Annotated in this window: 18 protein-coding genes; 9 read left to right on the top strand and 9 right to left on the bottom strand. The window is 42.4% G+C overall.

Features of this window, described 5'->3' with window-relative positions:
* Positions 1–56: 56 nt before the first annotated feature.
* The gene (locus IEY40_RS10065; protein ID WP_188955731.1) at positions 57–836 is read left to right on the top strand and encodes a 2OG-Fe(II) oxygenase; all 780 of its coding nucleotides are present in this window, start codon (positions 57–59) and stop codon (positions 834–836) included.
* Between the two features lie 22 nt (positions 837–858).
* Here IEY40_RS10065 and IEY40_RS10060 read toward each other — a convergent pair whose 3' ends face one another.
* Positions 859–1,023, bottom strand: coding sequence for a hypothetical protein (locus IEY40_RS10060; RefSeq protein WP_188955729.1), 165 nt, complete (start codon positions 1,021–1,023; stop codon positions 859–861).
* A 450-nt stretch (positions 1,024–1,473) separates the two neighbouring features.
* Between IEY40_RS10060 and IEY40_RS10055 the strand changes: the two genes are divergently transcribed.
* Complete coding sequence (locus tag IEY40_RS10055; RefSeq protein ID WP_188955727.1) at positions 1,474–2,055, top strand: hypothetical protein; 582 nt, start codon at positions 1,474–1,476, stop codon at positions 2,053–2,055.
* Positions 2,056–2,230: 175 nt separating this feature from the next.
* Here IEY40_RS10055 and IEY40_RS10050 read toward each other — a convergent pair whose 3' ends face one another.
* From IEY40_RS10050 to IEY40_RS10030, 5 genes are all read right to left on the bottom strand, one after another.
* A complete protein-coding gene (locus IEY40_RS10050) occupies positions 2,231–3,937 on the bottom strand; it encodes an RluA family pseudouridine synthase (protein ID WP_188955725.1) in 1,707 nt (568 codons plus the stop codon).
* Positions 3,938–4,103: 166 nt separating this feature from the next.
* Positions 4,104–5,042 carry a hypothetical protein gene (locus IEY40_RS10045; RefSeq protein WP_188955723.1) on the bottom strand — a complete coding sequence of 313 codons (939 nt, stop codon included), beginning with the start codon at positions 5,040–5,042 and terminating at the stop codon, positions 4,104–4,106.
* A gap of 540 nt (positions 5,043–5,582) precedes the next feature.
* Complete coding sequence (locus IEY40_RS10040) at positions 5,583–5,969, bottom strand: VOC family protein (protein ID WP_188955721.1); 387 nt, start codon at positions 5,967–5,969, stop codon at positions 5,583–5,585.
* 63 nt (positions 5,970–6,032) lie between these two features.
* Positions 6,033–6,848 carry a DIM/SIM/IMP family subclass B1 metallo-beta-lactamase gene (gene blaDIM / locus IEY40_RS10035; RefSeq protein WP_188955719.1) on the bottom strand — a complete coding sequence of 272 codons (816 nt, stop codon included), beginning with the start codon at positions 6,846–6,848 and terminating at the stop codon, positions 6,033–6,035.
* 67 nt (positions 6,849–6,915) lie between these two features.
* Positions 6,916–8,226 carry an ABC1 kinase family protein gene (locus IEY40_RS10030; protein WP_188955717.1) on the bottom strand — a complete coding sequence of 437 codons (1,311 nt, stop codon included), beginning with the start codon at positions 8,224–8,226 and terminating at the stop codon, positions 6,916–6,918.
* A gap of 204 nt (positions 8,227–8,430) precedes the next feature.
* Here IEY40_RS10030 and IEY40_RS10025 point away from each other — a divergent pair, with 204 nt between their 5' ends.
* Positions 8,431–10,005: a tetratricopeptide repeat-containing sulfotransferase family protein gene (locus tag IEY40_RS10025; protein ID WP_188955715.1), complete on the top strand. Its 1,575-nt coding sequence runs from the start codon at positions 8,431–8,433 to the stop codon at positions 10,003–10,005.
* Between the two features lie 104 nt (positions 10,006–10,109).
* Here the strand turns inward: IEY40_RS10025 and IEY40_RS10020 are convergent, their stop codons facing one another.
* The 3 genes from IEY40_RS10020 to IEY40_RS10010 form a co-directional block, all read right to left on the bottom strand.
* Positions 10,110–11,255: an aspartyl/asparaginyl beta-hydroxylase domain-containing protein gene (locus tag IEY40_RS10020; RefSeq protein ID WP_188955713.1), complete on the bottom strand. Its 1,146-nt coding sequence runs from the start codon at positions 11,253–11,255 to the stop codon at positions 10,110–10,112.
* A gap of 18 nt (positions 11,256–11,273) precedes the next feature.
* Positions 11,274–12,275: a sulfotransferase family protein gene (locus IEY40_RS10015; protein WP_188955711.1), complete on the bottom strand. Its 1,002-nt coding sequence runs from the start codon at positions 12,273–12,275 to the stop codon at positions 11,274–11,276.
* 61 nt (positions 12,276–12,336) lie between these two features.
* A complete protein-coding gene (locus IEY40_RS10010; RefSeq protein ID WP_188955709.1) occupies positions 12,337–12,879 on the bottom strand; it encodes an isochorismatase family protein in 543 nt (180 codons plus the stop codon).
* A 118-nt stretch (positions 12,880–12,997) separates the two neighbouring features.
* Here IEY40_RS10010 and IEY40_RS10005 point away from each other — a divergent pair, with 118 nt between their 5' ends.
* The 6 genes from IEY40_RS10005 to IEY40_RS09980 all read left to right on the top strand — a co-directional run bounded on the left by IEY40_RS10005 (position 12,998) and on the right by IEY40_RS09980 (position 19,406).
* Positions 12,998–14,035 (top strand): T6SS phospholipase effector Tle1-like catalytic domain-containing protein, encoded by a 1,038-nt coding sequence (locus tag IEY40_RS10005; RefSeq protein WP_188955707.1) that lies wholly within the window; start codon positions 12,998–13,000, stop codon positions 14,033–14,035.
* 49 nt (positions 14,036–14,084) lie between these two features.
* Complete coding sequence (locus tag IEY40_RS10000) at positions 14,085–14,969, top strand: cobalamin-binding protein (RefSeq protein WP_268244199.1); 885 nt, start codon at positions 14,085–14,087, stop codon at positions 14,967–14,969.
* Between the two features lie 204 nt (positions 14,970–15,173).
* Positions 15,174–15,422, top strand: coding sequence for a PspC domain-containing protein (locus IEY40_RS09995; RefSeq protein ID WP_188955705.1), 249 nt, complete (start codon positions 15,174–15,176; stop codon positions 15,420–15,422).
* A gap of 345 nt (positions 15,423–15,767) precedes the next feature.
* The gene (locus IEY40_RS09990; protein WP_188955703.1) at positions 15,768–16,445 is read left to right on the top strand and encodes a hypothetical protein; all 678 of its coding nucleotides are present in this window, start codon (positions 15,768–15,770) and stop codon (positions 16,443–16,445) included.
* Positions 16,446–16,794: 349 nt separating this feature from the next.
* A complete protein-coding gene (locus IEY40_RS09985; protein ID WP_188955701.1) occupies positions 16,795–17,376 on the top strand; it encodes a hypothetical protein in 582 nt (193 codons plus the stop codon).
* A 770-nt stretch (positions 17,377–18,146) separates the two neighbouring features.
* Positions 18,147–19,406 carry an efflux RND transporter periplasmic adaptor subunit gene (locus IEY40_RS09980; protein ID WP_188955699.1) on the top strand — a complete coding sequence of 420 codons (1,260 nt, stop codon included), beginning with the start codon at positions 18,147–18,149 and terminating at the stop codon, positions 19,404–19,406.
* Positions 19,407–19,421: the final 15 nt, after the last annotated feature.

Here is a 19,421-nt window from a genome sequence, read left to right as displayed (position 1 = left end):
ATTAGCTTATTGGCGGTTTATCTAAGCTATATATTGAATATTAAGGTCAGTTATTAATGAACAGCACAAATGAAGAATCAACGTTTTTTGTGGTCGCCCATGAGCCAGGCGCTGAGCATCCAGCACTACCAACCTGGGCAAATTATCAGCCTAATGTGGCTGCTATCAGCGAGGTTGCAGCAACTGTGGCAACGAAGAAAATGTTAGAGGAAGTCCCTGGAGCATTTCAATTACTGAATGTATTGTCAGCCGATGAGTGTAAACGCTTAGTTGCGGTTAGTGAGTCAATGGGCTTTTTGCCCGATGCCGCCGTGTCGTTACCGCGCAATGTGCGTCATAATGACAGCTTAACCTGGGTGGTCGATAACGCGACAGAGCAAGCGGTTTGGAACAAAGTTAAGCATCTGATGGATGATAATTTAGGTATTTTTGGCGGTAAAGCTGCATTAGGTTTAAACAATCGCTTTCGGTTTTATCGTTATAACCAAGGTGATTATTTTAAGCCGCATTCAGATGGTTCGTGGCCGGGCAGCCAAGTTATTGATGGCGAGCTTGTGCGTGATGCTTTTGGCGATCGTTACAGCCAACTTACATTTTTGATCTTACTGACAGAAGATTTTGAGGGGGGCGCCACTCGCTTTTTGGTTAATGCAGACAATCCACACTTACCAGCAAAACGTGGTGATAATGTTAAGCAAGTTGATGTAAGAACACCTGCGGGGAGTGTGTTGTGTTTTCCTCATGGCATGCATCCGTTGCATTGTATTCACAGTTCAGAACCTATTTTTTCTGGGGTTAAATACATTATCCGTACCGATGTGTTGTTTGAGTTATAGCATTGGCAATTTGTTGCAAAGGTTACTGCAACAGGTTGGCTTGACGATAAGCCTGCTTATTGGTGAGTTGTTGTGCTTTAAGCGGGGTAAAGCACAAGTTTCGCTCAGTTCGAGTGACGGTGTCTTTACTCGGTGCATCTGTTGCATTCACTAACTCAGTACAGTCTGCTTGTTCTCCATGCTGCAATTATCTGAATGCCAGCACTGAGTGTGAAGATGTTGACCATCCACTACATATAATCGCAGCACAATTTAAACAAGCCATTGTCGAACTTATTCGTACACAATTAACTCAAGATGCAGATTACATAGCGTTGTTCGTTGAGTAAGGTGATTGTGATGGTTCCTATCAGAGGCATAAAAATGCTGCGTTAATTGCGAAAGAAATAGCTGAAAATATGTTGTTTTAGTGTCTTATTAATCAAATATGACTCTATGTTTAATCATTGTTAACGTTAACTGATATTAGCAAAGTTATTGAGGATTTTTGAGACGATTTGTATTCATAAAAGAATGCTGCTATACCGCGAGGATACAGGGTTTCATTAACTGGATTTAATGTTATTCAGTGCTTGCTATTTTTGTTACTACACTGTTTAATTGCGCCAATTCTACCCCCGTATTATGGAGGCGTTAAATGAAAGTTGTACTGTGTAGTTTGTTAGTCGTTGGTGTTATGGGTATCACTGGTTGTGCCTCACCTCAAAATACTTTTGCTTCTAAAGTGAAAGCAGAAAGTGAAAAGCATCTTGATGTGTCTCAGCAGTGGGAGCAGGGCCAAAAAGACGTCAAGAAAGGTGAAGAACTGCTTGCTGATGGCCGCAAAGCCATGAGTAAAGGTAATACGCAAATTCGTGAAGGCGAAAAGCTGATTACTCAAGCTAGAGCTGATGCACAAAAGCAGCGTCAAGCTTTTCAATCTATGGCAAGCTCATTAACCGGTGCTCAAAATGGCAAGCGTGCTGCCGATTTAGTTGAACGCTTAGATGATATTGCTGATGCTTGGGAAGATGCAGACGAAATGTATGTCGACGGTAAGGAGCTTATCGAAGACGGCAATACCAATGTGGCAGAAGGGCAAAGCGAAACTGAACAGGGCCAAGCTCTGGTTACCAGTGGCAAAACCAGAATGCAGCAGGCTGAGTCGACTTACCAGCAACGTACAGGTCAAGGCCTTGTAGAGCAAATGCATATTGAAGAGCCGTCGCGCGAATTTTAATCTGTAACGCTATTGCTAAGCCGTTAATCGTTAACTTAGATGTACTTTGAACATAACAATTAACTGCAACAGGTATTAAAATGAAAACCGATATTGTTAATTCAATATCGGTTTTATTGTTTTAGCATTATCGCCAACCTTACTAGCTGTAATTAACGTTATTCAAAAGTCAGCGTTATTCAAAATCCGCTTTAACTTCAAATGCTAAGGCTTCACCAGATTCTGGGTGAGCTAACGCTAAATATTGAGCATGTAAATGCAAGCGGTTTGCTGCAACGCCATATAGGTCGTCACCGACAATCGGCATGTGAAGACCATCATGATGAGCGCAATGCACACGTAATTGATGGGTGCGCCCTGTTTTAGGGTATAAGTGCACTAATGTTCGATTACCTTGATGTTTAAAAACCTGCCAATACGTCTGCGCATGTTTGCCGTGTTCATAACACACTAGCTGTTTAGGGCGGTCATCTAAATCTACCCGTAATGGCAAACTTATCTCGCCTTCATTTTGGCTCGGCACACCTTCAATTAACGCGATATAACGTTTAGTTACGCTGCGCTGTATAAATTGTTGTTGCAGGCATTTGTTGGCTTCTTTGGTGAGTGCAATCACCATTAACCCAGATGTCGACATATCAAGGCGGTGAACAATCAGCGGCCCCGTGGCATTCGGGAATTGTTGCTGCATACGGCTAAACACACTGTCGGTAATGTTTTTACCGGGTACCGATAATAACTCTGCCGGTTTATTGATAATTACCATCGCAGCATCTTGGTAAGTAATCTCAATGGTTAAGTCTTTACCTGGGTTTAGCAGTAATGGATCCGCATCAACCTGCATGCCCGCTAGCATATGGGTTAAAATTGGCCGGCATTTCCCATGGCAAGCAGGGTAGTAATTTTGATGTTGTTTGATTTCTGACTTTGGTGATGCGCCCCACCAAAACTCAGCCATGGCGACAGGGGTTAATTGCTGTTTAAACGCATATTGCAGTAACTTAGGCGCTGCGCATTCGCCCGCACCCGCTGGGGGTAAATGATTAGGCGCATCATTAAAAATATCGTTTAAGTCACGTGCCTGGCCATCAATATTTAAAAACTGATACTGCGCAAACAGCTTTTTTTGCAAGTTGTTAGACAGTTGTTTGCGCTGGCGCTTTAGCTGTTTTATTTGTTGCTGCAGCTCATTTAGTTGGGTTTGCGTTGCCGTGATTTGGCTTTGCCATTGCTGCTTTAATGCATTGAGTTGATGCTTTTGCTGCACACTTTGGCGGCTGAGCTCAATTGATAAGGTTTTATGCTCATCATTGCTGAACTTGGCCTGCGCTAATGCTATATCTGCTTGCTCACGTTGTTGTTTACGTTGTTTACGCCCTTCAATAATGGTGTTTCGTTGGTGTTCAAGTTCTCGTTCTGCTTGCTGTTGTTGCTGCTCGAACTGTTGAGTTAAGTTGGCCAACAAAGGATCGCTTTCATGCTGGTGGAGTAATTGATTTATCTGGTTAATCTGTTTGTTTTCAGCGTTAAAAAAGCTGTCTTGAGTCAGCATGTCAAATACAGGAGGCACAAAGGGCGGCAAGATATTTTGCTCGGCTAATTTGCCTGAAAACGCCGCTAAAAATCCCAATTTTCCTTGTGTATTTTTCACTACCAACACACCAAACATCTTGCCAATAACCATGCCGCGATCATTGTCGCTGTCTAAACCAAAATTATGCTGCCACGAGTTTACTTCAAGCATACTTTGTTGCAGTTGCTCAGCGGCTTGCATGCAAATTGAGTGAGGTTGATAATAAAATGGAAAGGTAAATGACTTGGGTAAGCTGTGATGGGCAATACTGTCATTAAAAGCAATAAAACACGGGTCGTTAACAGTCATCACATACACTCACAGCTAAAAAGGCGACTATTTTACCCCGTAGTGGTCTGCGATGCATCTAGTAAGTTTTCTAGGGAAAAGGTGATTTTGATAGGAATGAGATGTGCAATTATTAATCGAAACAGGATACCAATATTTTTGGCATCCTGATGGGATAAGCACTTAGCTACTTAACGTGATATCTAAATAACACTAGGTTATCTAGGATGACATTGCTTGACCAAATGAACGACGCACCCGCGCCTGAAAATAGCGGTTGAAAATTCATATAGGCTTTTTTGTTGTCTACGCCAATTTCTTGTTCGGTAAATTCAACTGACTTAGGCCAACTGATATATTGATTGTTGGTCTGCCAGTCTTGAGGTATTTGCCAGTGCAGCGAATAAGCCTTGCCATAGCTATTTCTGCCTTCAGCATTACAACTTTTTGTTAACCGTTGTTGACCCACTTCAGTTGCGCAACTTAAGTCATAAATAGGGGCGGTATAAAACGTTTGCGCAGACCACTCTGCGTTAGTTGTGGTGCCATCAGAGAAGCTGGCTATTAAGCCACCGTCGCCTGGATGATATTGTTTACCGCGATTATTCTCGGTTCCTAATCCTGAGTTTTCTTCCCAATCGACGACTTTAATAGCGATATCATAAGGCTTTTTAACTTTAAATCGGACGATATTGGAATTAAATGGCGTAAAAGGAATTGGATCTACGCCGATTAGTTTGCCGTTAATAAATAGTTCAAAGTAATTATCGGCAAAAATATAACCGGTTACCACCTCGCCATCTTTATCGACTTCGATAACTGGCACTGCCGATAAATCGACTTCAGCTATTGATGCCGGTATTACCCCTGAACATTCATTATAAAGGTCAGTCGTGAAGTATTGTGGTTGGTATTGAAGCGATGCTGGCACTGAAAACTTTTGGCCATTCTCGGTTTTTACACCAATAGGTGATGAGCGCGATTGACCATGTTGGCAGGTAAATAAGTTAGCTTTTGTTATGGTTGCTTGGCCTTCAATAACATGTGCAGTGCCGTTGTAGCTCAATGGTGCTGCGATTGTTGCAAAAGAGGCAAGTATCAATAACGGTAATATTTTAAATTGCATAGGGTGTTCCACTTAAATGCATTGTGTCGACAATACTAAGCTTCCACTTTATCTGGTTCAATTAAATACCAATAAGTTTACATTTAATTACCTTATATAAAGACATGTATCAAACTGCGTAACCTGGTGTCGGTAAGTTGAAGTGTTTTTTGTATCGCGTAAGTGAATATGCTCGCTAATAATGGCAATGCATTGTTATTAAATAAAGGTAGGCAAAGTAGTAGGGCCTATTTATCTTTCAAGGTTGTTTTTGCAGCGAATTACTGGCCATTGCTAACATATTCAACTGTGCGGCAGAGACTTTGAGGTGTCGTTATTCTGCATAACGCAGTAAAAATGGCCAACAAATGCTGCCCGAAGGGTTCGGCTAAAAACGTTTTACTCTTTGCTGAATGATGCTTTGCAAATAAAGAGTTGCTTAGATGACTAGGCATCAATCCATTCGCCTCGAACAAAACGTTTTTAACTCGAGTGAAATTCAACCAACAAAGATCAGCAGGCCCTAGCACCTCACCTAATTATTTGATTAATTTGTGCTTATTAGTCTTTTGCTACTCTGTGCAGTGCACACAGTTTGTTGCCATCTGGGTCGCGAAGGTAGGCTAGGTATAAGTCCATCCCTGCGCCTGAACGTATGCCTGGCGCGTCTTCACAGGCTGTGCCGCCATTGGCAACGCCCGCAGCATGCCATGCATCTGCGAGTGCAGTTGTTTCAGCAGCAAAACCAAGAGTTGAGCCATTACCGTGACATGCTGGCTCGCCATTAATTGGCTTAGTTAATAATAAAATGCCGGTTGGGGTCATGTAAACGCAACGTCCCTTAGGGTCAATTTTTCCTGGTGCAATACCTAAAGCGCCTAAAGTGGCATCATAGAATTTTTTTGACGTTTCAATATTATTAACGCCGAGCATAACGTGACTAAACATGGTAACTCTCCTTGTGTAAGTTCAACTGAACTATAAATTAACGACTGTTTTTTTGTATGGTTTTTAATGCTGTATTTTTAAATCAGTGTTGACGTGAGACTCGCGTGACAGTAACTCTATTGTGTGGCTTAGCAATGACGTATTGCCGATTTTTCCATGACCAGGGACGACCATTTTTGCCTCAGTAAATTGTGCTTGTACCTTTGCCACTGTCACAGGCCATTGTTTTAGGTCTGCTTCGCCGGTATAGCCTAGAGTGCGTGAATTCAATGATTTTATTAAGCAGCCACCAAATAATATTTGTTGCTTTGGCAGCCCAACTACTAGGTTGTCGACCGTGTGTCCTGCACCTAGATAATAAACTTCAATGAGTTGAGGTTGCAAAATGTGTTTATTATCAACAAACGTATGCGTTGCTGTGGACAGTCGATTTGCCGTTAATATGGCCTGAGTGTCATTCGACACCCAGGTGGCAATGCCTTTGCTATTGAGGTAACCCACACCGCCAGCACGATCTTCGTGGGAATGGGTAGAGATACTCGCTACAGTGGTTAAACCTTGCAGGGTAATCCAATCAACAAGCTTAGCGGTATCGCTATCTGTCCAGGGGGTATCAATAATAAACGCCTGTTTGTCTTGCACCACCACTAGGCCATTCGACTCAACTAATCCAAAGCCGCTGACCTGTTTATATGACTGGTGTAAATATACATCTGGCACAAGGGGAGAAATGTTGAGTTGGGTGGATTGCATAAGTGTTGTTTCTGGCTTGTTCTGAGCGGTTTGTTGTTCAGCTTCATGGGCAAATGAAGGTGCACTGAACATGAGCATCGTTAAACTAATGATAGAGCAAAACCGCCAAAAATGATTTAACGTCATGATGATGCCTTGGTTGAGTAAATGTGCAATTTAACAGACATCATTACTGTGTTTTCAAAGAGTACTGTTAGCTCTGGTATACAGAAAATAGCTGGCCAACGTTCACTTTAGCCTTGAGTTTAGCCGCCAGTAAATACATACCTGCTAATTTACGATGAATAAAAATAGCATCGGTTGGTGGAGTATGCCATTCATTTTGTTGGGTGCTCATTGCTTTGCCTGCCTCGGTGATGCGTTTGGCTAAGGTACTTTGGCCAAAATCGTATTCGCCATCAAAATATATTGGCTCGCAAGCCTGATAGAAGATATCAATGATTAATTGTTTATGTGCTGGGTCTATCGCATCTTGAAAAAAGCCAATTTGTTGCGCGGCAGCTGCCATTTGCTCTTTGTCGTGCTTAAGTGCCCCTTCCATCAGTTGTCGATAACCTTGTGCTAATTTATCGCTAATACTGCGCGTGGCACCAAAGTCGAGTAGGACAATTTTTTCGCTGTCGGCCTGATACTGAAAATTGGCAAAGTTAGGGTCCGATTGCAGTAACTTAAACTCAAATAACTCCTTAAAACACAACTCCATTAAGCGACTGGCAACGAGGTTGCGTACCTCTTGTGAGGCCTGGGCGACGGACTCAATGGGCGTGCCTTCAACAAATTGCATGGTTAAGATGTTGTTGTTGCTTAGTGCTGAGTACACTTTAGGCACGATAAAGTGCGGGTTGTCGCCAAGTTTTTGTTGATAAAGCCCGATTTGCTCGGCTTCAAAGTGGTAGTCAGCCTCGTTGTGTAATTGTGCTTTTGCCTCGGCTAATAAAGTATCAAGTTTAACATTTGCAGGGATCAGTCTTGATACTTTTAATAAGGTGGCAACGTTGTCAATGTCGCTGTCGATACTGTCTCGTACGCCGGGATATTGAATTTTTACCGCTAACTTTTCGCCAGTATCTAAATAGGCTAAATGCACCTGGCCAATAGACGCAGCGGCAAAAGGGCGCAACTCAAATTGAGCAAATGGCGCTAACCAATCTCGGCCCCATTGTTGTACCAGCAACGTGATTAGTTGTTTGTGCGGCATGACTTTAGCATCCGAACGCAGTTTAGCTAGCACTTCGGCTAGCTCTGGTGCAACGAGATCACCGGCATCCATTGACAACATTTGGCCTACTTTCATGGCCGCGCCGCGCAGTTGCGATAATTTTTCGGCCACATGGCCAATGTTCGATGGGGTCATCACCAGTTGTTGTAATTTAGGCGACTGACCTTTACTGAGTTGTTTTGCCCCTTCAAATAATACGTTACCCGCCAAACGCGATGCCAGCCCACCCATTTTAGATAAACGGGACAGACGGCCACTGGGGACTTTCACTTCATTATTTTTCATGGCAACTCACTATGCTTTGGGTGGTGTCTAATATTAAAGACATGTGTTTAGGCATTCAATGCTCTATGTCTGATGCAATACAATACGCAGCTGTGGGCTATTTCGTTCAGTATTGGGTTCAGTCGTCAGTGTGAGTTGTGATAATCTCACTGTCATTAGGATAATCAATTTAAATTGATAAAATAATAATTAAAGGATCATGATGTGAGCGTTATTGAACAATATTTATCTCAGGCAGAGTCTCTTTTTCAATCTAAAAATTACTCGTCGGCCAGAATGTATGCTCGCAAAGTGGTTAAACGTGACCCCAACAATGCTTCAGCATTAACCATATTGGGATTAATTTATTTGCAGCAACAACAACTGCAAGAAGCTGAATCTCATCTTAAAGCGGCGCAAGCACTGGTGCCCGCTGCCGTGAATGTGCTGGCAGGTTTAGTGAGTATTAGTGAAGTAAAAGAAGACCATTTTGCGGCTTTACAATTGTTACAGCAGCTGTGTGATCTTGAGCCGACTTCGCATCAGTATCGATATAAGCTGGCGATGGTTGCCACTAAAGTGGGTAACATGGCACTGGCTGAGCAATGTTTTGACTGGTGTGTCAGCAATAATATGCCTGAACCCGCCGTAATGCTTAATTTAGGCCACATTCATAAAGCCAAAAGTAACACAGATATCGCCGCCGACTTTTACAAAAAATACATTAACTTAAGCGGTAATCAATATGGTGTCGGTTACTGGAGCCTGGCCGACTTAAAGCGATATCAATTTAGCGCCGATGATATTAGCGAGCTTGAACGCTGCGCAGGTGATACTCAGTTAAGTGTTAGCAATCATAGCTTGATCCAATTTGCGTTGTGTAAGGCTTATGAGCAACACGAACAAGTTGATAAAGCGTGTCAGGCGATGTTAAAAGCCAATGAGTTAATGTCTTCTCAACGACCTTTTAAGCAGGCTTTGTTTTCAAATTTAGTGTTCTCATTGTTAAAACACCTGCCATCAGCACAGATTGATCGACAGACAGTACATAACCAAACACCGATTTTTATTGTAGGCATGCCGCGTTCTGGCACCACATTGGTGGAGCAAATTTTAGCGTGTCATACTCAGGTCGGCGCCACGGATGAACTGCCATTTATGGAGCGTTTTGCGCTGCAACTGGAAATGTCGGGCGGCTATCAAGCGCGGCTAAATAATTTAACTGCCACTGAAATTAATGCCTTTAAGGTAAAGTATTTGGCTGAAGTGAATCACTATTTTAACGATGCACCTGTGTATGTGATTGATAAAAACCCAAATAACTTCTTGCATATCGGCTTGATTAAAAGCCTGTTTCCTCAAGCCAAAATCATCAATGTGGTGCGCAATACGGTCGATAATGGCTTAAGTGTGTTTAAACAATATTTTAGTCATGGCCATGACTATTCATACTCGCTCGATGGCATCAGCACATATTGGGGCCACTACTTGGATATCATGGCGCATTGGGACACGCTATACCCTAATGAAATTCTGCATGTGTGTTTTGAGCAGTTGGTTAATCAGCCAGAGGTGCAAATTCAACGAATGCTAGATTATTGTGGCTTAGAGACTCAGGCGCAGTGTTTTACGTTTTATGAGTCAAAGCGTGCGGTATTAACGCCAAGTGCCAGCCAAGTGAGACAGCCGATGAACCCTAAAGCCATTGGTCAAAGCGATAAGTACCGCGACTATCTGCCAGCTGACATTGCCAAGCTAGACGCGATAGCTCAAAAAGCGGCGCAGCAGTTTTTTGGTTAACGATGATGTGACTTTATTCGTCAATACATAAACGATGGAATGTTAATAACAAAGGCGCCGATATGGCGCCTTTGTTATTTGATGATTTTTGGGGTAAGTAGGTATTAACTCATTTTACCGTGGCAGGCTTTATAGCGCTTACCGCTGCCACAAGGGCAAGGGCTATTGCGTGTTGGCGGTGCTGCAATCTCTTGTTGGGTTGCCGACGTCGCCGAAGGTTCCATTACGCTCGGTTGAGGTGAAGGTCTAGTCTTAGCTTGAGCGGCTTGAGTCGGTGGGCTTTGACGAGTTTGGCTTAGCTCAATATTCATACACGCCACAATCACTAATTGCTCAAATGCTTTAACGGCAGAGCCAGAGTAGGCTAATTGCAATGACGGCACCTGTTGCATGGCTTTTTTCATAGTTAGCTCACGCAGGGCATGATACTGCGGCCAACCTTGTTGCTGGCATTCAAACTGCAGCCATAGCATGCGCCAATCGGCAACAAATTCGGCAATTAATAGGTTAAACGCATCAATTTCGGCGGCTGGGTTTTGTGGATTATGCTTTACTTCTGTAAGCAACTCGTTAGTTAAGTATTCCACTTCAGCGACCGGCATAATAATAGGCGCATTATATTGCTCGGTGATGATTTCAGGCTGGGCTTCTGGCTGATAATCGATACTGCTACAAGCTAATGGCGGCGTTTGCGGCGCAACAATTGCCCGGGAATGGTTAAATATTGTTCGCCAGAATGCACTTGAACCTGCCAGGTCTATCACTAAATGAACCCGATATTGATCGCTGTTATTTTCAACTTTATGGTATTTCCACGAGTCGAAAATCCAACATTCTCCAGCTCCCATATGTACTTGCTTGTCATGACAGTAAAACTGAACCTGTTCGGTGGTGGTGATAGGAATATGCACCCGAACCCGTTTATACCAATGGTAATTAATGTCTGAATGCAATGGCACTTGCGCGCCAGGCGCTAAACGCATTAAGCGTGAACGACTCAATACTTCACCAAATGAGGCCAATATTTGCTTAATGTAGGGGCTTTTTTCAAGGGCGGCAGTTGGTTTCATTGGCCCTTTAAAATCGTTATTAAACTCGCCATTGACTGATATTAATGGAATGGCCGAATTGCCTTGAAATCCCTCGTGGTGAGTCACCCAATCATCTTCGGTAAATTGGCTAATTTCTTCAATGAGTTTAGGCACATCAAAGCGATAAGGGAGCTGATAAAATTCATGAGGTAACTTCATTATATGACTCTCTATAAATTAACGTAATGCGCCATGGCATTGTTTAAAGCGTTTACCTGAGCCGCATGGGCATGGGCTATTACGTGGCACCGTTGCAACATCGATCTTAGGCGGTGGTGGCGGTGGTGGCGGTGCAACATCATGTGCTTGCCATTGTGCTTCAAAAACAGGCTGACCGTGTGCGCTCAAATGCTGATTAATGTGACCAAGCGTATTGGTTATATTGGGCCACACTTTTTCAATGTCGTGATAATTGTCTAGCCACTTATTGGCTTTAGGCGTGGTAATGGTATAGCGCGAATGCGGTAACGGTTGGCTGCATAAGCTGGCTAAATCTGGGTCAAACTCAATGCCGGTGAACTCACACAGTGCTTTCACTGTTTGCTCAGGTTGAGAAATTAATTGGTCATACGACAACATGCACCAACGCTCGGGTGGCAATGTTTGCAATTGACTCATAATGGCATCGTTAGCCGCTTGCCATTGAAACGCCGCGATATTGTGCAACGGTTGTTGGTTAAGTTGTTGCCAGTTTGGCGGTAATAACAGTGACCAGTGACGTTTATCCCAACCTGGTAGGTTAGGGTAGGTGACAAATTTGTTAGAACGCCAGGCTTGCATAATGCTGCTGATATTTTCTTTGGGTTCACGCACTAGGTATATAAATAACGCATCTGGAAATAGCGCGTTAAAAAAATCAACTCGCAAGCTGTTTTTTGGGGTTTTCTCAAGCAGTCTAACCGATGATGTTTTAGGCTTTTGGCCTTTACTGTCCCGCAGCTCATCACTAAAGCGTTGTTGTAATTGCTGAGCTAACTCATCGTCAATATCGTCAGCGCTTAAGGCGTTGGAGTTAAACTGACGATAGGCAATATTGAGTTTAGGAATGGTTTCAATCAATGCATGGCTTTCACCGCCAATAGTATGCAGCGATTGGCTTTTTGACAACACTTCAAACAGTAGGGTACTGCCTGAACGTGGCGCGGATAAAATAATAATGGGCCGATCAAATGAGTGCATAGCAGTATGATGTTATTGTTATATTTGTGCTTAACATCATACTCATACTGGCATCATATGGCTACTTTATCAGCTTGAGTAATGCCTTAAAGCGCTCGCCTTGGGCCACATGTTGTAACTCAAACAATAGCGACTCAACGTTAGTGAGTTTTGCGCCATCGTTTAGCATCATTTGTACTCCAAGGGTTTTGTTTTCTAATTCTCTTGATGACACCGCATCGTTAACCACATGCACTTGAAAGTCGTTGGCCTGTAAGTCTTGGCAGGTTTGGTAAACACACACGTGGGTTTCTATCCCTGCTAAAATAACGTTGCGACGGTTTAATGTGTTGAGTTGTTGCTTTACCTCATCACAATGCCAACCGCTAAAGTGCTCTTTTGCGATAGGCTGAGTGGTTTTTGACAGTATTTGCGTCAACTCATCACTGGTGTGGCCTAGTTTGTCAGGCAGTTGCTCTAGCCAAATAATTGGAATATCAAAAAGTTGCGCCCCTTGAATTAATACAGCCAGTTTTTGATGTAATTGTTCAGATTGCTGCATCACTTGGGCAAGCTTGCCTTGCACGTCAACAATCATTAATACACTTTGCTCTGCAGTTATCATAAAGCCGTTCCTTTTGCTTAAGGTTAATTGTCGAGTATTGGTCATTTTTTGTCGGGTTCAAATTGGCTTTTAGTCTATAGTGATGACAGGACGACTTAGGCAGGGAGCAGGGACTGTGATGAAAAAACGAATTGTAATTTGTGCCGATGGTACATGGAATCGGCCTGAAAAGGATCTTGAAAAAGATCATGCAACCAATGTACTCAAACTCGCCCGAGCGATTAAGCCGCTAGGTGATGATGGCGTGCCACAGCAGGTATTTTATGATTGGGGGATTGGCTCATACCATGATGCATTAATCGGCGGCGCAACTGGCCGCGGCTTACATAAAAACATCATGGATACCTACCGTTATATCGTGCAAAACTACTCTCCAGGTGATGAAATCTATTTGTTTGGTTTTAGTCGCGGCGCTTATACAGTGCGTTGTTTATGCGGCTTAATTAATAACTGCGGTATTGTGACTCGCCCAGACGCCAAATTGATTCAACAAGCATTTGACCACTATAAAATGAAGAGTAAACCGTTTGCGCCAGAAGGTGAGCGTTCAGTTTCGTTTAGACAACAGCATTCTCATCCATCGCGCGAAGTGGCGTTTGTCGGCGTGTGGGATACCGTGGGCGCCATGGGGATCCCGGTGTCATTTTTAGGACTTTTTGAAGACAAAGATGAGTTTTACGACACCAAGCTTGGGCATAATGTTAAAGTGGCGCGTCATGCTTTGGCACTGGATGAGCATCGTAGTGATTTTGAACCCACAATTTGGCAACCTCGCAGTGGCATTGATATTCAACAAGTGTGGTTTGCGGGAGCTCACAGTAATATTGGTGGTAGTTGTGCACCGAATAAGGATGGCAGCACCTTGTCGGACATTGCGTTACAGTGGATGTTAAACCAAGCCAAAATGTTTGAGTTAACGGTTGAGCTGCATTTGTCTGATACTTTATTGCCTAATCCTATGGCAGATATTAATGACTCTTATCGCAGCTTTTATCGAATTAAAAAGCGTTTTTTACGTGAACTTGACCCTGAGTTAGTCCCGATTGTTTTACATAAATCAGTTAAAACACGTTGGTTGAATGACAATAATTATCGACCTAAAAATTTAGTTAATTATATTGATCACTATGGTTGGCCAGATAAACTGGTCGAATAAGCCGTTTTATCATCTTTGATCTGTTACTTAAGTTGTTAAGGATATCCCTTTGTTACGTTTATTTGTTTCGTTGTCGATGGCGTTTTCGTTATTTATGTTATCAAGTGTACTCTCAACTGCTTTTGCAACAGTGTCGGTTAATGAGCTGTCTGTAAACGGCGCAGTGCCAGTAGCGACAGCTAAACGGATCGTTGCCTTGTCGCCGCAAAGTGTTGAAATGCTTTATGCCATTGGCGCGGGAGATGCCATAGTCGCCACAACAGATTATGCCGATTACCCAGCACAAGCTAAAAATATCCCCAGCATTGGCGGGTATTACGGGGTGCAAATTGAGCGTGTGATTGAGTTAAACCCAGATTTGGTTGTGGTGTGGCAAAGCGGCAATAAGATGGAAGACATTAAGCAACTGCAAGATTTAGGCTTTAACCTTGTTAATAGCGATCCTAAAACGTTAGCTGATATTGCCACTGATCTTGAACTGCTCGGTAAACTCACCGGACATTCAATTAAGGCGAAGCAAGTTGCAGATGATTATCGTCAACAATTAGCTGATATAAAACAGCAAAATCAGACTAAGCCTGTGGTAAAAGTGTTTTATCAATTATGGTCAACGCCATTGATGACGGTGGCGAAAGGCAGCTGGATCCAAAATTTGATTGATGTGTGTCATGGTGAAAATGTGTTTTATGACGCTGCGAGTGAGTACCCACAAATTAGCATCGAAAATGTGCTACTCACTGGCGCCGAGGTGATTTTACAAAGCCAAGATGAGGGCAACGTATTAGGCATTAACTGGGCCGATTGGCCAGAGCTTCCTGCAGTTAAAAAGCAGCATATTTATCAGTTCGATGCAGATTTACTCCACCGCGCAACCCCAAGAGCCATTTTAGGCGTTAATGCAGTTTGCGAGGCGTTGGATAAAGTAAGAGGGTAGATGGTTAAACTGGTGAGTTTGGCACTGTTTCTTATGGTCTGCGGCCACTAACGTCGTTGCGCTTCGCTCACACCAGAGCAAACGGTTAAGCATCATATGATGAGTAAAAAAGTTACTTATCGGCCTAGTCCAATAAATGATTTAAACTCTGCAAACATTTTAAAGCATGAATACAAAAAACGTTAACCGCGAATTGGAGGTGACATGGAAAGTCTAGACGATATAAAAGTACTAACACGTGGCAAATCCGTAATCATTGCAGGAGTTTGCTCAGGTATTGCTGAGTATTATCATTTACGAAAAAATAGCATTAGGTTAGCATTTTTGTTAACTAGCCTGTTGTTTGCTATTCCCGTATTCGCTTATATTGCCTTGTGGTTAGTGCTACCAAAATATCCGACGACAGACGCGATGGCTCGAGACTTACGACGAAAGAAACGACAACGAAAATAAGGCACTTTGTTTTTGATGACGCTGTCGAAAGATGTTGTCTTAAAGCAGTATTCAAATGATGGGTGGCGCGGTATTGTTTGCACTCTACAAGCCATTGCAAAGGACTTTTAACAGTTGGCTTCCTTCACTTCGCTACACATTTTAGCAAGCTATCATCAGCCCCTGAATGCGGCGTTGATGCTGTAGAATTTCTATTTTTATTGAAAAACAGCCAATTTTTAGGGTTCCAGGTGCATTACCTAGTGTCTTAAAAGCGCTTAGGATTGATTTGAAGAGCTCGTTTTTTATTTGAATTTGTATGATAGAGTTATTCTACATTCTCGTTAAGTAGCAAGGACTAGCTAGGTGCAAGATTATGACATTTATAAGTACATTTCCTGTGATGATGTCGAATCAAGGAAAGCATTTATTAAAGACTTTGAGAAAGAACTTAAAGAATTATCCAATGTATTTTCTGAAGCTTTGAATTTATTAGAAAAATCTCCATGTAATCAAGATCCTTCGACTAGAGCTTCAACCGTTACAGGATATATTTTTTTAGCTATTGAATCAGCCGTAACAGCAACTCAACTACTTGTTTTAGGGCATATTGCCCCTGCTGGAAATTCCATGAGAATATCTTATGAGTCGCTTTGCTATTCAGCATTATTAAAAAAAGAAACTAAATTGGTGGTTGCAAATGGTAAGCATAAATTTAGTTTTTATGACGATTACCTAAAAAAGAAGAGCCACACAAGAGCAGATAAAGTAATTGATATGGTGGTAAAAAATAAAGAAGAACTGGGTTTAAATCAAGGTGGCGTTGATTTCTTAGTTGGTGCTAAGAATTTTTATAACGGCTATAGCCATGCTTCTTTTATGTTATTACATTCAAAAATCAAACCATCGACTAGACAGTTATATATTGCTGGTGGTTACGAAAATGAACGTTTAGATATTTTTACGGAACAGCTTAAGTTCATAAAAAGGTATAGTAAAAATTTAAATGGGTGGATTCAGGCTGTAGCGTACAATGCTACTTAACACATATGATCCTTCCGCCAGTCAATAGGCGAGCCTAACGTATTTGACTGCTTTTGCAGTCAGATACCTTTAGTATCCAAGATGGTCAATTAACAAATTCATCTACTTCGTCTGTCATTTAGCTGGTCAAATCATCGTACCTCAAAAAACGCTTAAAACCCGTCTCAATTATCCCTAAAGCGCACTAGAACACCAACAAAACTACCTGTGAAATAATAATCTAAACACCACTAAACAATTGAATCAAAATAAAAACTCAGATATTGTTTATCCATTAATCAAAATGAATTTGAAAACGAGTAATCCTACAGACTCGTTATGTATTTAAAGGAAGCTCGGAGAAGCATTCATGGAAATAAAGCAAAAGAAATTTTCTAACCACCACACATATACTTTTGAATCTGAATACGTGAATTTCGCATATAAAGATAAATCAGGCTCTGGAGATTTTGACTTTAACTATGCTGACTTTCCGGAAAAGTCTTCGATAACAATAGAGCAAAACGAGTGGTTACGAAATGTAGGTATATTGTGGTGTTTGCTAGGGTGTTACAGAATTGGGTCTGCCGTTTATAGCGGATCTTCTCTTTCTGGAACAGGTTTATGGCTAGTTCTTGGTATTATATGTTTAATTTGGTTCGCTCTTACTAAGGTTAAATATTCGGTCTTCAAAACTGAAAGAGGCAATGTCTTTGTAATTCAGGATAAAAATCATGAGAACATCGTTTCGGAGTTAAATAAACGTAAAAAGGATCAACTATTAGCTTGGTATGGTGAGGTAAACCCTGAAAACGATAAAGAAAATGAAATCGAAAAATTTAGATGGTTAGAACAACAAAATGTAATGACAAATGACGAAGCTGAGAAAAAAATAGCAGAAGTAGAATTTGCGCATAAGGATCCTGATTTGAAACCTCAAGAGTTAAATTAAATACCTAACAAGCCAATTATCAGCCCCCTTATTGGGGCGTTGAAATTTAGTGGGGTCAGGGTAAACTTTTATAAAAAGTTAATTGAAACACTGGTTTTTCTAAAACGTTTCTGTCCAACAACGAGTTAGCCTTACTTAAAAATGCCAAAATTCAACTCTGAACTTGAGGCCGTTGAAGAAAATGACGTGAGCCCAGACATGGATGTCTGGCTAGCTTTGGAGGGGAAGGGTTGTTCCTTGGCATCCATGCCACCACGACATTCGTGAATCCTTCACATCAGACTCCCATCTGAAGCGTTAGCATTTTCACTCTTTATTGCAAAATGGGCCGAGGCAGGATTCAAATACGGTTTAAAGCTGGATAATTTTCCGTCGCAATTTTTTCGCTGCTGTTGTTTGGTTAAAAAGCGGAAAATGTTGCCTGAACGGCAGGGGTGATCCAAGAGGGGATTGCTGTTGATCCCCTTTTGGCCAGTGCAGGGTGGAACCTTGCGATCTAAAGCATTCGTGGCCACAGGCCATAGATACATAAGTACATAAGTACATAAGTACATGAACACAAAGCAAACCAAGTGTCCGCTCGGACACTTTCCCTATTACCGGACAGTTTTTAATGCTGTCCGCGGACACTTTTAACGTGTTCGGCTCTTATGTTTTATTTCTATCCTCATGAAAAATAAAAATAAATAATTGTTGGCATGGCTTGTGCTTTATCTTAGGTATAAACGTGAAGTGGTACGTGCGGTCAGCGTGTTACCTAAGGATTTGAGATGATTAAAGACACTAGCAGCCAAGATACCCTTGTAGCGCCGAAGTTAGGGCGTAAATTTCGCCTGCCCTTGATGATAGGTTGCGGTGCCATTTTGATGAGCGCGTTGGTGTGGGCGAGTTTTAGTCATGACAGTAATCAACGTTCAGTTGATGGTGCCGATTTACGTTTGGCAACCTTAACCCGTGGCACTTTGGTTCGTGATATTGCTACTACCGGTAAAATTGTCGCCGCCAATGCACCCATTTTATACAGTACTGAAGAAGGTGTGGTGACGCTATTAAGCCAACCTGGTGATGAAGTTGAACTCGGGCAGGTGGTGGCCAAGGTTGAAAGCCCACGTTTGCAAAGCGAGTTGCAGCAACAGCAATCATTACTTGAAGGTATGCAAGGCAGCCTTGAGCGGGCTAAGTTAGATGCCCGCCGTGAGCAACTGCGCGTCAGCCAGATTTTAGACATGGCCAAAGTGGATTTAGAAGCGGCAGATCGTGAAAGTCGTCGTGGTGACCAACTGATTGAGTCCAGTTTGATCAGTCGAATTGATTTTGAAAAAAGCAAAGATGATTTACATAAAGCCAAACTGCTGCACAAACATGCTCAGCAAGAAGTTGAGTTAATGCGCGACACCCTCAGTTTTGAAATTAAAAACCGTACCCTTGAAGTTCAGCGTCAGGCCTTAGTGGTGCGCGAACTCACACGACAAGCGAATGCACTGAATATTGTCGCGCCAGTGAACGGCATTATTGGCAACTGGCTGGTGGAACAAAAAGCCCGTATTGGTGCGAGTCAACCGATGTTAACCGTGGTCGATTTAAGTGCCTTTGAAGCTGAGCTTGCTGTACCCGAGTCTTATGCTGATGAGTTAGGTTTAGGGATGGATGTTGAGTTGAGTTTTGGCAACGTTAATGTAGTGGGGCAATTGTCGTCAATTTCACCTGAAGTACGTAATCGTGAAGTGACTGCAAGGGTGCGCTTTGCTGACAGTAACACATTATCGTTACGTCAAAATCAGCGTTTGTCTGCCCGAGTCTTACTGGAAAACAGACCTAATGTATTAATCGTCAAACGCGGTGATTTTCTCAATATGGGCGGAGAAGTGGCTTACCAGGTTAACGAGGCTATCGCCCAAAAGAAAGCCGTTAAATTAGGCGCTCGCAGTATGAGCCAAGTTGAAGTACTTGAAGGTGGTGAAGAAGGTGATGTATGGGTGATATCTGGCACCGAAACCTTTAAAAATGATCCCACTATTCAAATCAGATAGCTAAGTCGATAAACA

The sequence above is a fragment of the Shewanella ulleungensis genome (assembly GCF_014648315.1).
GTDB classification, from domain to species: Bacteria; Pseudomonadota; Gammaproteobacteria; order Enterobacterales; family Shewanellaceae; genus Shewanella; species Shewanella ulleungensis.
This window is presented reverse-complemented; position numbering and strand designations above follow the sequence as displayed.